The sequence below is a fragment of the Allobosea sp. R86505 genome (assembly GCF_042466375.1).
Lineage (GTDB): Bacteria > Pseudomonadota > Alphaproteobacteria > Rhizobiales > Beijerinckiaceae > Allobosea.
The window spans coordinates 2,123,236-2,138,093 of sequence record NZ_JAXHPY010000001.1 but is presented as its reverse complement, the minus strand read 5'-3'; the positions used below and the strand labels follow the sequence as shown (position 1 = coordinate 2,138,093).

At 68.3% G+C, this 14,858-nt stretch carries 11 protein-coding genes; 7 read left to right on the top strand and 4 right to left on the bottom strand.

Annotated features, from left to right (window positions below):
• Positions 1-184: 184 nt before the first annotated feature.
• From SJY11_RS10320 to SJY11_RS10310, 3 genes are all read left to right on the top strand, one after another.
• On the top strand, positions 185-1,105 hold the full coding sequence (locus SJY11_RS10320; protein WP_376986504.1) for a LysR family transcriptional regulator: 921 nt from the start codon (positions 185-187) through the stop codon (positions 1,103-1,105).
• A gap of 76 nt (positions 1,106-1,181) precedes the next feature.
• Positions 1,182-3,233, top strand: coding sequence for a hydantoinase/oxoprolinase family protein (locus SJY11_RS10315; RefSeq protein ID WP_376986503.1), 2,052 nt, complete (start codon positions 1,182-1,184; stop codon positions 3,231-3,233).
• Positions 3,234-3,235: 2 nt separating this feature from the next.
• Positions 3,236-5,206, top strand: coding sequence for a hydantoinase B/oxoprolinase family protein (locus tag SJY11_RS10310; protein ID WP_376986502.1), 1,971 nt, complete (start codon positions 3,236-3,238; stop codon positions 5,204-5,206).
• A 115-nt stretch (positions 5,207-5,321) separates the two neighbouring features.
• Here the strand turns inward: SJY11_RS10310 and SJY11_RS10305 are convergent, their stop codons facing one another.
• From SJY11_RS10305 to SJY11_RS10290, 4 genes are read right to left on the bottom strand one after another with little or no spacing between them, the layout of a single operon-like run.
• Complete coding sequence (locus SJY11_RS10305) at positions 5,322-6,050, bottom strand: MOSC domain-containing protein (protein ID WP_376986501.1); 729 nt, start codon at positions 6,048-6,050, stop codon at positions 5,322-5,324.
• Positions 6,047-6,937: an ABC transporter permease gene (locus SJY11_RS10300; RefSeq protein ID WP_376986500.1), complete on the bottom strand. Its 891-nt coding sequence runs from the start codon at positions 6,935-6,937 to the stop codon at positions 6,047-6,049. Before SJY11_RS10300 ends, SJY11_RS10305 begins: the two co-directional genes overlap by 4 nt.
• Positions 6,934-7,890 carry an ABC transporter permease gene (locus SJY11_RS10295; RefSeq protein WP_291823898.1) on the bottom strand — a complete coding sequence of 319 codons (957 nt, stop codon included), beginning with the start codon at positions 7,888-7,890 and terminating at the stop codon, positions 6,934-6,936. Before SJY11_RS10295 ends, SJY11_RS10300 begins: the two co-directional genes overlap by 4 nt.
• A 51-nt stretch (positions 7,891-7,941) precedes the next feature.
• Positions 7,942-9,633, bottom strand: a complete 1,692-nt coding sequence (locus SJY11_RS10290) for a peptide ABC transporter substrate-binding protein (protein WP_376986499.1) — start codon at positions 9,631-9,633, stop codon at positions 7,942-7,944.
• A 231-nt stretch (positions 9,634-9,864) separates the two neighbouring features.
• Between SJY11_RS10290 and SJY11_RS10285 the strand changes: the two genes are divergently transcribed.
• From SJY11_RS10285 to SJY11_RS10270, 4 genes are all read left to right on the top strand, one after another.
• Positions 9,865-11,199 (top strand): NAD(P)/FAD-dependent oxidoreductase, encoded by a 1,335-nt coding sequence (locus tag SJY11_RS10285; protein ID WP_376986498.1) that lies wholly within the window; start codon positions 9,865-9,867, stop codon positions 11,197-11,199.
• Positions 11,200-11,287: 88 nt separating this feature from the next.
• A complete protein-coding gene (locus tag SJY11_RS10280; protein ID WP_376986497.1) occupies positions 11,288-12,631 on the top strand; it encodes an amidase in 1,344 nt (447 codons plus the stop codon).
• Positions 12,632-12,702: 71 nt separating this feature from the next.
• Entirely contained in the window at positions 12,703-14,025 is a 1,323-nt protein-coding gene (locus SJY11_RS10275) for an NAD(P)/FAD-dependent oxidoreductase (RefSeq protein ID WP_376986495.1), read from the top strand.
• A gap of 160 nt (positions 14,026-14,185) precedes the next feature.
• On the top strand, positions 14,186-14,854 hold the full coding sequence (locus SJY11_RS10270) for a haloacid dehalogenase type II (RefSeq protein ID WP_376986494.1): 669 nt from the start codon (positions 14,186-14,188) through the stop codon (positions 14,852-14,854).
• The last annotated feature ends 4 nt before the right edge of the window (positions 14,855-14,858 follow it).

Genomic DNA, 14,858 nt, shown 5'->3' with positions numbered 1-14,858 from the left:
ATTGTATGCACGACGGCAGATGATGATGAATTTATAGGCAAAATTGTCACCGCCTCCTGACCAGGCTTAACTGTTCGTTCAGAAGTCGGCTCGGTCGCCTGCGCACCGGCTCACGCCCCCTTGCGTCGCGGCGAATCCGCCTGTGGAGTTGCCTCGCCCGCGACACCGGGCCGGAGTGAAGCGGATGCGCGCGCGTCAGATCGAAGTCTTCCGGATGGTGATGCGCTGCGGCACGCTCACCAGCGCCGCCGAAGCCTTGAACGTCTCGCAGCCGGCGCTCAGCCAGATCCTGCTCCACACCGAGGACGAGCTCGGCTTCAAGCTGTTCCAGCGGGTCAAGGGCCGGCTGATCCCGACCCCGGAGGCCGAGGATCTCTACCCCGAGGTCGAACGCCTGTTCGGCGACCTCGAGGCCCTGCGCTGCCGCGCCCGCGACCTTCGCCACGGCAAGGCCGGCATCGTCAGGCTTGCCGCCTCCGCCCCGCCTTCGCTTTCGGTCGTGCCGGAGGCGCTGCGCCATTTCCGCAGCGCTCACCCCGCCTTGCGGGTGCTCTCCTATGTCGTACCGGCCGAGATCATCATGCGCATGCTCGACGACGGCCAGGCCGGACTCGGCGTCGCCATGACCGACGAGCCGATGGCGGGGATCGACACCGAGATCATCGGGCGGACGCGGATGGTCTGCGTCCTGCCCGCGGGCCATGAACTGGCGGAAAAGGCGTCGATCGCCGCCGCCGACCTGCAGGACGAGACGCTGATCTCCTACCGCGCCACCTCCCTGCAGGGGCGGTTGCTGCGTGAGGCCTTCGGCCGCGAGGGGCTGGTTTTCCAGCCGGAAATGGAGATCGACGTCTCGATCATCGGGCTCGCCTTCGTCCAGCAGGGGCTCGGGGTCGCGGTGGTGGACGGTCTCCTGCCCTGGCACAGCTTTCCCGGCCTCGTGACCCGGCCCTTCCTGCCCGAGGTCTCACTGCCGCTGTGCCTGCTGACCAGCGCGCGCCGCCCGCTCTCGCGCAGCCACGATCTCCTGCGCGCCCATCTGCGCACCGCCTGCCGCGAGCTCGGCCTGGCAGCGGCCGATGTCGACCATAAGCCTGCCTTATGAAGCGGGGTGGCCTTGCTCTTTGACGGCGAGGCGGGCGCGACCCGACACTGCCGCGCACTCCACGGACAGGCACATCATGAGCTGGCGTATCGGCGTCGACATCGGCGGCACCTTCATCGACTTCTGTGCCCTCGAGACCGGCACCGACCGTGTCGAGACCATCAAGGTCCTGACCACGCCGGACGAACCGGGCAAGGAACTGCTCGACGGGCTGCGCCTGCTGCAGGAGCGCCACGGCATCGCACCCGGGGAGGTCGTCTCTTTCGTTCACGGCACCACGGTCGGCATCAACACCATCATCCAGCGCAAGGGCAGCCGGCTCGCGCTGATCACGACGGCGGGCTTCGAGGACGTCATCGAGCTCGCCCGGCTGCGCATGCCCGAGATGTACTCGCTGTTCTGCGCCAGGCCCGAGCAGCTGATCCCGCGCGACCGCATCCATGGCGTCCGCCAGCGCCAGCTCGCCAGCGGCGAGATCGCCGCGCCGCTCGACACCGACGGGCTCGCCGCCGCCGTGGTCGCGATCCGCGCCAAGGGCGTCGACGGCGTCATCGTCTCCTTCCTCCATGCCTATCGCAATGGTGCCCATGAGGCGCAGGCCAAGGCGCTGATCGCGAAGCTTGCGCCGGAGCTTTTCGTCTTCACCACCAGCGAGGTCTGGCCGGTGATCCGCGAATATGAGCGGACGACCACCGCGATCCTGAACGGCTATGTCCATCCACGCGTGGCGGGCTATCTGACCGCGCTGGAGGAGGCGCTCGCCTTGCGCGGCGTGCCGGCAGCGCCCATGCTGACCAAGTCGAACGGCGGCATCATGAACGCCCCCACCGGCAAGCGCGCCTGCGTCAACATGCTGCTCTCGGGCACGGCGTCGGGCGTCATCGGCGCAGCCTGGCTGGCCGAGCAGGCCGGAGTTGGCAACGTGCTGACGCTCGACATCGGCGGCACCAGCGCCGACCTCGCGCTCATCATCGACGGCCAGCCGCAATTCGGCACCGGCGAAGTCGTCGGCGACTTCCCGCTCTTCCTTCCCAGCGTCTCCGTGACCTCGATCGGCAGCGGCGGCGGCTCGATCGCCTGGGCGGATGATTTCGGCGTGCTCAAGGTCGGCCCCGAAAGCGCCGGCTCGACGCCGGGCCCCGCCTGCTATGGCCGTGGCGGCACCCGCGCCACCGTCACCGACGCCATGGCGGCGAGCGGCTTCCTCGGCCACACCCCCCTCGCCTATGACCAGATCGGCATGGACCGCGCCCGCGCCGACGCGGTCATCGGCGACCTCTCCGCGAAGCTCGGCCAGACGCCCCAGGCCACCGCCGAAGCGATCATCGCGGTTGCGGTCTCCGAGATGTTCGTCGAGGTCAACAAGCTCGTCGCGCGCTATGGCGTCGATCTGCGCGATTTCACGCTGATGCCCTTCGGCGGCGCGGGGCCGATGCTCGGCTGCTTCCTGGCGCGCGAGCTCGGCATCCCGCGCGTGCTGGTGCCGCACCGGCCGGGCGTCGTCAGCGCGCTCGGCGGGCTGATCGCCGATGTGAAGGGCGACTTCATCCAGACCGTCTTCGCCGCCGCCGTGCCGGATGCGCTGCCGCTGCTGCGCGCGGCGCTGGCGCGGCTGAAGGCGGACGGGCTGGCCTGGATCCGGCAGGACCAGGGCTTCGACGGCCCCGTGGTCGAAGCCTTGAGCGCCGACATGCGCTATCACGGCCAGTCATTCGAGATCGAGGTGCCGCTCGAGGAGGCCTGGCTGCGCGACGGCGACCTCGCCGCCATGACGGCCGCCTTCCACAGCCAGCATCTCGCCATCTACGATTTCAACGACGTCGGTGCCGAGGTGCAGATCGTCAATCTGCGCCTGGTCGTCAGCGGCGCGACGCCGCGTCCCCGCCCCGCCCCGGCGGCGGACCAGCCGGCGGCGATGGCGATGCCCGCGCGCCGGATCGAGGTCTGGCTCGACGGTGCCACCCGCGAGGTCGATCTCCACCACCGCGATGCCCTGCGCAACGGCCACCGCTTTTCGGGCCCGGCCGTCGTCGCCCAGCAGGACACGACGATCTGCATCCCCGAAGGCTTCGATGCGCAGGTCGATGCCCGCCTCAACCTCCACCTCATCCTGCGCAGCGAGGCCTGATCATGGTCGACAAGATCACCTTGCAGGTTCTGGCCAACCACTGCCGGGCGGCGGCCGAGAACATGGCCTACACGCTCTACCGCACGGCCCACTCGACCTTCGTCAAGGAGACCGAGGACTTCACCGTGATGGTGATGGACCGGACCGGCCGCGTCGTCGCCGTGCCGATGGATCTGGGCGCGACCTGGTATCCTGGGATGAACTACAACCGCGCGATCGACCTCGTCGACGAATACCGGCCCGGCGACATCGCCTTCACCAACGACCCCTATAGCGGCTACCTCGCCACCCATGCGCCCGACACGCATCTGTGGAAACCGATCTTCCACGAGGGCGAGATCGTCTGTTTCGTCGGCGGCCATGTCCACAACACCGACATGGGCGGCGCGGTGCCGGCCTCGCTCTCCCGCTCGCTGACGGAGATTCACCAGGAGGGCATCCGCTTCCCGCCGATGACGCTGATGCGCGACGGCGCCTTCGACGAGACGATCCTGCGGATCATGACGATGAACGTCCGCAAGCCCGCCCTCAACATGGGCGACCTGAAGGCGCTCGCCGGCGCGCTCAACACCGGCGAGCGCAAGATCCTGGCGATGGTCAGGAAGTTCGGCGCCAAGGGCTTCATGGACGGCCTCGACGGGCTGATGGACTATGCCGAGCATCAGGCCCGCGACATCCTGCGCGGGATGCCGGACGGCGAATACGTCTTCGCCGACTATGCCGACGAGGACGGCGTCGACGGCAACCCCTGCCGCCTGAAGCTGACGCTGACGATCAGGGGCGACGAGGCGATCCTCGATTTCACCGGCTCGGACCCGCAGCTCGGCTCCTCGCTCAACGTGCCGACCGGTTCCGACCCGCGCCACACCCTGCTGCTCGTCGGCGTCTACTACGTCCTCTACACGCTCAACCCGCAGATTCTGCTCAACTCCGGGCTGACCCGGCCCTTCACCTGCATCGCGCCCGAAGGCACGGTGCTGAACCCGACCTTCCCGGCCGCCGTCGGCATGCGCAGCCTGACCTGCGCGAGGCTGCGGAGCCTGGTCTTCGGCGCCTTCAGTCTCGCGGTGCCCGAGCGCATGCCCGCCGCACCGGCGGGGTCGAGTTCCATCGTCAACGTCATGACCACCGACGAACGCACCCATCGCAGCGTCATCGCCGCGATCAACCCGGTCGTCGGCGGCGGCGGCGGCATGCCCCATCGCGACGGCACCAACGGCTCGGGCGCGGACGCCGCCTATCTCAAGAACACGCCGATCGAGATCACCGAGACGGAGGTGCCGATCCAGTTCACCCGCTACGGCCTGCTGCCCGATTCCGGCGGCCCCGGCCGCTGGCGCGGCGGGCTCGCCACCGTGATGGAGTTCAAGGTCTTCTCGCCGAATTCGCGCATCACCGTGCGCAACCGCGACCGCTCGATCTTCCGCCCCTGGGGCACGCTCGGCGGACTTTCGGCCGAAACCTCGAACTTCATCATCAACCCCGGCGCGGCCGGCGAGCGCATCCTCGGCAACACCGACATCGCCATCGCCGAGCCGGGCGACGTCATCCACATCCATTCGCCGGGCGGCGGCGGGCGCGGCTGCCCGCTGGAGCGCGAGCCGGAGCGGGTGCGGCTCGATGTCGAGCGCGGCTATGTCGGGGTGGACGCGGCGAAGGCCCGCTACGGCGTGGTGATCACGGACGGCGTCGTCGATGCCGAGGCGACGGCGGCCCTGCGCGCAACCCTACGCAAGGACGTCCACACCACCCATTTCCACTTCGGCCCGGAGCGCGACGCCTTCGAGCAACTCTGGACGGCGCAGAACTACGATGCCCTGACGCGTCTGCTCGCGGCCCTGCCGGTCCATTGGCGCTTCTTCGTCAAGACCAAGCTCTTCGCCGCGATGCGCGAGGCGGAGAGTGGCGGCGACGTGGAGGCGGCCTTCACCGCCGTGCGGCGCGACTATCCGCAGGTGCCTGAGGTCGTCTGAGCCGCGCCGTCATTGCGAGCGCAGCGAAGCAATCCAGGAGCCGCCGAGCGATCGCGTCTGGATTGCTTCGCTGCGCTCGCAATGACGCGGAAAGGCCGCGCCAAACTCCTGACCGTTACGACAGGCTCACGGGGTCGCCAGCCCGAATCTCGCCCGGCACGACCACGTCGCAATAGATCCCGAAATTGCGCTCGTAGCGCTTCACGATCGTTCGCAGCAGCTCGACGTCGAGCGGCAGCCCCTCCTGCTCGAGGGTGATGAAGCCGCAGCGCCCGCAGGGCTCGCGCCCCTGCAGCACGACATCGCCGATGCGGATCTCCCGGCCGATCCAACCCTGTTCCGGCATCGGATCGGGTTCGTCCGGCCAGTCGACGACGAGGCTGGGGCGGAAGCGGCGCTCGTCGATCACGCTATCGGGATGGTCGCGCCCGAGGCTGCGCATGGCGGCCGTGGTGACGATGTGGAGCGGTGCATGCTCGTAGCGCGGCCGGAAGCCCGCGCCGGAAACGGGATCGAAGGGCTTCAGCAACGGCCGGAACCCGAAAATCGCCGACAGCGCCTCAATCGTTTCCGGCTCGTCGGGGACCGCCCAGCTCTCGCCATCGGCGGAGATCGCGACGCCCTCGCCAGTGAAACGGGCATGGCCGCGCGGCACCTGGATGAAGTGCTTCTCGCGGCCGGGCGAGGCGATCCGCCCCGTCTGCGCGTCGAGCAGCCCCCAGATGCGATCGCCCAGAATGCCCGACGGGCCGAGCGGCGCCCGCTCCAGCCGCTCCCCGCCCATCGAACTGACCGGATAGCGCCAGAGCGACGCGACCGATCCCGTCACGGCAATCCCCGTCACGGCAAGTCCATGCGCGGGTCGAGCGCGTCGCGCAGGCCGTCGCCGACGAAATTGAAACTCGTCACCGCCAGCGTGATCGCCGCGCCGGGGATGATGGCGAGCCAGGGCGCGCTCGTGAGGTAGCTCTGCGCGTTCTCCAGCATGTTGCCCCAGCTCGGCGTCGGCGGCTGGATGCCGTAGCCGAGGAAGGAGATGTAGCTCTCGGCCAGGATCGCATGAGCGACGTTCAGCGTGGCCGCGACCACGATCGGCGCGATCGCATTGGGCAGGAGTTCGCGCACCATGATGCGCATGTTGCTCGAGCCCATCGCCACCGCGGCCTGCGCGAATTCCCGCGTCCGCAGCGAGCGGATCTGGGCTTCGACGACGCGCGCGACCTCCATCCAGGAGGTCATCGCGATCAGCATGACGATCGACGGCACGGAGGGCTGGATCAGCGCCGATATCGCCAGCAGCAGGAAGATCGTCGGGAAGCACAGCATCGCGTCGACGAAGCGCATCAGCGCCGCCCCGATCACGCCCTCATAGAAGCCCGCCGCGACGCCGACCGCGATGCCGATGCCCATCGCCAGCACCATCGCGCAGAAGCCGACGGCCAGCGAGATCCGCCCCGCCATCAGGAGCCGGGCGAGGACGTCGCGCCCGAGCGGATCGGTGCCGAGGACATGCGACCCTGCGAAGGGCGGCGCGAAGCGCTGGCGGATGTCGATGAAGGTGTCGCTGTAGGGCAGGAGCCACGGCCCGATCACGCAGGCGAGCGTCATCAGGATGATCGTCACGGCCCCGAAGACCGCGAGCTTGTGGCGCCGGAAGCGGCGCATGCCGCGTCCGTTCCAGAAACCCTCCGCGCGGATGGGAAGGGCGTCGAGGGTCGGCTCGAGGCTCATCGGCCGCTCCTCGCAATGCGGGGATCGGCGACGCCGTAGAGCAGGTCGGCGAGCAGGCTGCCGAGCAGCACCATCACGGCGGTGAACATCAGGATACCCATCACCACCGGATAGTCGCGGTAGCTGATCGAATCGAGGAAGAGCCGTCCCATGCCGGGCCAGGTGAACACGGTCTCGGTGACGAGTGCGCCCGACAGCAGCGAGGGCACATGCAGCCCGGTGATCGTGATCATCGGCAACAGCGCGTTGCGCAGCACATGCGTCATCAGGATGCGCCGCTCCGGCACGCCCTTGGCCCGCGCCGTGCGGACGAAATCCTGGTTGATCACGTCGAGCATCGAGGAGCGCATGTAGCGGCTCCAGACGGCGGTCGAGACCAGCGCCAGCACGATGCAGGGCCCGACCAGATGGTGCAGCCGGTTCAGGAAGGAGCCATCGCCGATGGTGAAGCGGTTGCCCGAGGGCAGCCAACCGAGCCCGACCGAGAAGACATAGATCACGACGAGCCCGAACCAGAAGGTCGGGATCGACAGCGCGATCATCGTGCCGATCGTGGCGATGCTGTCGAACAGCGAATAGCGCTTCACCGCGCCGATGATGCCGATCCAGGCGCCGATCAGCATGGCGAGCAGGGTCGACGAGACCATCAGCTCGAGCGTCGGCCCGAGATGGCCGGCGATGATGTGCAGCACCGGCTGCTGGTCGCGATAGGAGCGCCCCCAGTCGCCGCTCAGCATGCGCCAGAGCCACTCGGCATACTGAACCGGCAGGGGCCGGTTCAGTCCCAGTTGCTCGGCGATCCGGTCGAGATCGGCCTGGGTCATGTCGCCGCCTTCGGCGAATTGCGACATCGGCCCACCCGGAGCCAGATGCAGGATCGCGAAGCCGATCATCGAGACGATGAACAGCAGCAGGATGGCCTGCATCAGCCTCTGCAGAAGGAACCCGCTCATGGCGAAAACGAACTCATGGCGCGTCGGTCCGGGCGGGTGCGCATCATGGTCTCAGCGCGCCCAGTACCAGCTGCCCATGTTCCAAGTATTCTGGCGGGCATTGACGTTGGGTTCGTAGCCGATCAGCCCCTCCTTGTAGCCCTCAACCGGCGCGTACTGGTAGATCGGCAGGATCGGCAGTTCCTCGCGCACCAGTTCCTGCAGCTTGAAGTAGATCTCCTTGCGCTTGGCCTGGTCGAAGGTTTCCTGGCCGGCCTTCATCAGCTTGTCGGCCTCGGCGTTCTGCCACTGCATCTGGTTGGCGCCGGCGCCGCTCTTGGCGGGAATCGCGTCCGAACCGAAGCGGTGCGCCGGATCGGGGTCGATCACGGTGCGGAAGGCGGTGCCGACGATCAGCGAGTCGAATTTGGAGCGGGTGTAGAACTCGCCCCAGATCACCGCCGCCGGCATGTTGTTGATCGTCATCTTGACGCCGACCTGGGCCCAGTCCTGCATCATCAGTTGCTGGCACTGTTCGCGCAGGGCCGCGCCCGTCGTGGTGGACACCGCGAATTCCAGCGGAACGCCGTTCTTCATGCGCGTGCCCGAGCCGGAGCGCTTCCAGCCGGCGTCGTCGAGGATCTTGTTGGCCAGCGCGAGATCGTAGGTCTGCTTCGGCAGATTCGGATTGTAGGCCCAGGATTCCTGTGGCGCGAAGGACTCGGTCGGCGTGTGCAGGCCGTAATAGATGATGTCGATGATCGCCTGCTTGTTGATCGAGGCGTAGAGCGCCTGGCGCACTGCCTTTTCCTTCAGGACCGGGTGCTCCAGATTCGGCATCAGGATCTCGAGCGAGGCGCTCGGGATTTTCACGACCTTGCGGCCCGGCAGCTTCACCGCCTCGGCATAGAAATTGGCCGGAATGCCCGTGCCGATGATCAGGTCGACCTGCCCGGTGCGGAACTGGGCGTAAAGCGCGGTGCGGTCGGGGACATATTTGAGGACGGCGCGCTCCAGATACGGGCCCTTGCCGTGGAACTTCTCGTTGGCGACGAGCTGGATGTTGTCGCCGGGCGTGCGCGTGCCCCATTTGAACGGGCCGGTGCCCACCGGCGCGCCGTTGAAAGGCGCCGTATTGGGGTCGGCCGCCTTTTCCAGAATGTGCTTGGGCACGATGTAGGTGTTGGAGAGCAGCGCCAGATAGGGCGCATAGGCCTTCTCCATCCGCCAGGAGATCTCCCGCGGGCCGGTGACCTTGATGTCCTTGACCAGCGCATGGCCGACGCGGGTACGGCTCTTGAAGCCCGGCGCGACGATCAGCTCGAGCGTGTACTTCACGTCCTCGGCGGTGAAGGGCGTGCCGTCATGCCAGGTCACGCCCTCGCGCAGCTTGACCTTCCAGGCCAGGCCGCCCTCCGAGATGCCGCCATTGGCCTCGCTCGGGATCTCGACGGCGAGGTCGGGGATCAGGTTGCCCTGGGGATCGGCCACCCAGAGCGTGTTGAAGATCTGCATCCAGACCGTCTCGTCGACCTCGATGCCCGGCATCAGCGGGTTGAACGCGGTCGGCTCCTGCGACAGGCCGACAACGACCTGTCCCGTCGGCTTGGCCGGCGGCGGCGGCGCGGGCTTGGTCTGGGCGCGGGCGCTGCCCACGCCCGAGGCCGCGAGCAGGCCGCCAGCGCCGAGCGCGAGCAGGTCGCGGCGGTGAATCGCGGGCATCGGGAAAGCGGACGTCACGCTGCCGTCGGAATTCTTTGTCATCGGAAACCCCTCGTTATGAGCGATGAGCCTGCCTTTGCGGCAAGCACTCGCGGTTGGCCGATTGTCGGCCTTCCCTTCACGCTAGGCGACGTCGGCGGTATCGAACACCGATGATCTCGGACAGGTGCACAGATTATGCCGTTTGACGGCACGCCTTTGGCATAGGCTTCTGCCGTGATGCGGTGCTATCGAGGCCCCGTTTCCGGTTTCTGCCGAAGGACTGCCGCAGCCATGTCGCCCCCGGTCACCCGCATCCACAGCGACGAAACGCTGCCTCAATCCGTCGACGTCGTGGTCATCGGCGGCGGTGTCGCCGGCATCACCGCCGCCTATAACCTCGCCAAGAAGGGCCACTCCGTCGCGGTGGTCGAGAAGGGCTATGTCGCGGGCGAGCAGTCGAGCCGCAATTGGGGCTGGTGCCGCCAGCAGAACCGGGACCTGCGCGAATTGCCCCTCGCCCAGCGCGCGCTGGAAATGTGGAAGGGCATGAACGAGGAGCTCGGCGCCGAGACCGGCTTCCGCCACACCGGCCTCGTCTATGTCACGACCAAACCGTCCGATCTCGCGGCCTGGTCCGGCTGGATCGACAAGGCCCGCGAGATGCAGATGCACAGCCGCGTGCTCTCCGCCGCCGAGGCCAAAGAGATGTCGCCGGGCTCGACCGAAAACTGGATCGGCGGCGTGCATTCCCCCAGTGACGGCAAGGCCGAGCCCGCGCTGGCCGTGCCGGCCTTCGCGGAAGCCACGCGCAAGCTCGGCGTCACCATCCACCAGGACTGCGCGGCACGCGGCCTCGAAACCACGGCAGGGCGTGTCTCGGCGGTCGTCACCGAGAAGGGCACGATCAGGACCAGCAGCGTGCTCGTCGCCGGCGGCGTCTGGACCTCGATGTTCTGCCGCCATCACGGCATCGACATGCCGATGGCGGGCGTCCAGTCGACCTCCTTCTTCACCGCCCCCATCGACGGCCCCGACATCACGCAGGGCGGCATCTCGACGCCGGACGTGACCTTCCGGCGCCGGCTCGACGGCGGCTACACGATCGGCATCAGTGGCCGCGGCCTGCTGCGGCTGAGCCCACAGGGGATGATGTATGCCAAGCCGTTCTGGCGCACCTTCAAGAAGCGCCACAAGCTTCTGACGATCACCGCGGACAAGACCTTCTTCGCCGGGCCGGAGGCGCTGATGCGCTGGAGCAATGACAGCGTCTCCCCCTTCGAGCGGATGCGCACCTTCGATCCGCCGCCGCAGGAGAAGCTGATCTCGTTCGCGCTGAAGCGCATCGCCGAAATCTATCCGCAGCTCGCCAACGTGAAAATCGTCCAGAAATATGGCGGGCTGATCGATTTCACGCCCGACTGGGTGCCGGTGATCTCTCCCATCGACAAGCTGCCCGGCCTCTATGTTTCGGCCGGCTTCAGCGGCCACGGCTTCGGCGTCGGCCCGGCAGCGGGCAAGCTCGCGGCTGATCTCATCGCCGGCGACGCCCCCATCGTCGATCCCCACCCCTATCGCTACAGCCGCCTCGTCGACGGCACCGATCTGGGCGAACCCGGGCTGATGTGAGCGGGGCGAGGAGGACCGCTGCCCCGGCATGGATTTCGCGGGCACGCAGCGGTAAGCCGGACGCCTGACTTCATCGGGAGAGACGATCATGCTGCGGACCGTGCAAGGCTGCGCCGAGGCGCTTGCGAGCGGCGCCACCACGGCGCGCACGCTGGTCGAGGATTGCCTGGCGACCATCGCCGATCCGGCCGGCGAGGGCGCCCGTGCCTTCATCTCCGTAGCGGCCGACGCAGCCCGTGCCTGCGCCGATGCCCATGACGCCCTGCGCCGGGCCGGGCGCGCGCCCTCGCCCTATGCCGGCATCCCCTTCGCGGTGAAAGATCTGTTCGACGTCGCCGGAGAGGTCACGACGGCGGGTTCGCGCGCGCTCGCCGGCGCCGCCCCGGCGAAAACCCACGCCCCGACGATCGCGCGCATGCTGGCGGCGGGCTTCATTCCCGTCGGCCGCACCAACATGACCGAGTTCGCCTATTCCGGCATCGGCGCCAACCCGCATTACGGCACGCCGCTCAGCCCCTGGGACCGTTCCTCCGCCCGCATCCCCGGCGGCTCCTCCTCCGGCTCGGCAGTCGCGGTGGCGGACGGCATGGCGGTGGTTGCGCTCGGCAGCGACACCGGCGGCTCCTGCCGCATCCCCGCCGCGCTCTGCGGCATCGTCGGCTACAAGCCGACCGCCAGCCGCGTGCCCCTCGACGGCGTCGTGCCCCTCTCCGGCAGCCTCGATTCGCTCGGGCCGCTCGGCGCCAGCGTATCCTGCTGCGCCATCGTCGATGCGGTACTCGCCGGAGAAACCCCTTCGTTGCCGATACCGCGCCCGCTCGCGGGGCTGCGCCTCGCGATTCCCCGCGAGATCATGCGCGACGGCATGGACGCGACCGTCGCCACCACCTTCGAGCGCGCGGTCGCGACGCTGGCGGCGCAGGGCGCGCGGATCACGGAGGTCTCGTTCTCGCCCCTGCTCGACATCGCGCCTGCAATGACCCGCGGCGGCTTCACCGGCCCGGAATCCTATGACTGGCATCGTGATCTTCTCGCCGCGAAGGGCGCGCTCTACGATCAGCGCGTGCGCAGCCGCATCGAGGCTGGCGCGACCATGACGGCGGCCGACTATGTCGCCCTGACCGCGGCACGCCGTCGCATCGTCGCGGCGATGGACGCGCTGACCGCCCCTTTCGACGCGCTGCTGATGCCGACCTGCCCGATCGTGGCGCCGCGCATCGCGGAACTGGCCGAGGACGCGGAGTATTACCGTCTCAACGCGCTTCTGCTGCGCAATCCGAGCCTCGGCAACTTCCTCGACCGCTGCTCCATCAGCCTGCCCTGCAACCGCCCCGGCGAGGCTCCCGTCGGGCTGATGCTGATGGGCGAGACCGGGGGCGACGCGACACTCTTCGCCGTTGCGGCCGCCATTGAGGCGGCTTTGGCCGCCTGATGCGAAAATGATCCAAGGCAGCGGCGCTCAACGCCGCTAGTGGTCCGGCCTGGATCTGCCGGAGACACGCCATGAGCCCCACGATCAAGCCCATCGCCAGCGACGGCGCCCTGCCCGCGCAGGCCGATGTCGTCGTCATCGGCGGCGGCATCGTCGGTACGGCAGCGGCCTATTTCCTGGCGAAGCGCGGCCGCTCGGTGGCGCTCGTCGAGAAGGGCGTCGTTGGCGGCGAGCAATCGAGCCGCAACTGGGGATGGTGCCGCCAGCAGAACCGCGATGCGCGCGAACTCCCGCTCGCCATGCGCTCCATGGAGTTGTGGGACCGTTTAGCCAGCGAGATCGGCGAGGATCCGGGCTTCCGCCGCTGCGGGCTGGTCTATGCCAGCAATGACGCCGCGCAAATCGCCCAATGGGAGCGCTGGCGCGAAACGGCGACGCAGTTCGGCGTCGAGACGCGAATGCTGACCGGGCCGGAAGCCTCCGCCATGACGGCGGGCACCGGCCGCAACTGGCTCGGCGGCGTGCATTCGGTGACCGACGGCAAGGCCGAGCCGGCGCTCGCCGCACCGGTCCTGGCGCTCGGCGCCCGCCAGCATGGCGCGACCATCCATCAGGGCTGCGCCGCGCGCGGGCTCGACATTGCCAACGGCACTGTCACCGGCGTCGTAACCGAGACAGGCACGATCCGCACCCAGTCGGTTATTCTCGCTGGCGGCGCCTGGGCCTCGGGTTTCTGCCGCCATCACGGCGTCCTCTTCCCGCAGGCCAGCATCCGCGTCACCAGCCTGCGCACGGAGATCGCGCCCGCCTGGCTGGAGGCGTTCTACACGCCTGAGATCGCCCTGACGCGCCGCCTCGACGGCAGCTACACCATCGCGATCAGTGGCAAGGGCACGCTCGAGCTGACACCGCAGGGCATCCGCTTCGCCCGCCAGTTCATGCCGATGTTCGTCAAGCGGCTGAAGGCCGTCGAATTCGGCATCGGCTCCTCCTTCTTCAGCGGGCCGGAGGCGCTGGGCAACTGGACGCTGGACGAGGAAACCCCGTTCGAGCGCATCCGCGTGCTCGACCCCGCCCCCAGCCGCAAGGCGATCGCGACACTGCTGGAGCGCGCACATTCGCTGGTGCCGACGCTGCGCAGCGTCGCGGTGCGGGAGAGCTGGGGCAGCTATATCGACTCGACGCCCGATGCGGTGCCGGTGATCTCGCCGACCGTGGGGCTGAAGGGCCTCGTCCTGGCCGCCGGCCTCAGCGGCCATGGCTTCGGGCTCGGCCCCGGCGCCGGCCATCTCGCCGCCGATCTCGCCACCGGCGACACCCCGATCGTCGACCCCCGCCCCTTCCGCCATGCCCGCCTCCTCGACGGGTCGCAGGGCGAGGTCGGCGAGTTCTGACGCGCCCACCGGCGGCGTGGCAATCCATGCTGCCGATGCCGGATTGATCGGCAGATTCTTGGGCCGCCGGCCCGCAAATCCGCGCCCGCCCCTGCCCCCTGCCGCTAGTCTCGGCTCATCGGCGGCGATGTCCGCCCCTCCGACAGAGCGAGCGCGGACCATGACCACCTGGCGGCCGAAATTCATCACCTTCGACTGCTACGGCACCCTGATCTATTTCGAGATGGGTCCCGCCGCGCGGCGGGTCTACGGGGCGCGCCTGTCGCCTGCGCAGATGGACGCCTTCGTCGACGACTTCAGCAGCTATCGACTCGACGAGGTGCTCGGCCCCTGGAAACCCTATCAGGACGTCGTGCGGAACGCGGTCGAGCGGACCTGCAAGCTCAACGGCTTCGCCTATGATCCCGCCGACGCACAAAAAATCATCGACGAGATTCCTGGCTGGGGCCCGCATCCCGACGTGCCGGCCGGCCTCGCCAAGGTCGCCAGGGAAATTCCCCTCGTCATCCTCTCGAACTCGATGACCGACCTGATCCCGCATTCGGTCGCCAGGCTCGGCGCGCCCTTCCATGCCGCCTACACGGCGCAGGAGGCCCAGGCCTACAAGCCCCGCATGCAGGCCTTCGAATATATGTTCGATCAACTCGGCTGCGGGCCGCAGGATGTGATGCACTGCTCGTCGAGCTTCCGCTACGACCTGATGACGGCCCATGACATGAAGATCGGCCGGCGCGTCTTCGTCAATCGCGGCCATGAGCCGCCCAATCCCTATTACGGCTACAGCGAGATCAGCGGCATCGACGGGCTCCCCGGCCTCGTCGGGCTCTGAAACG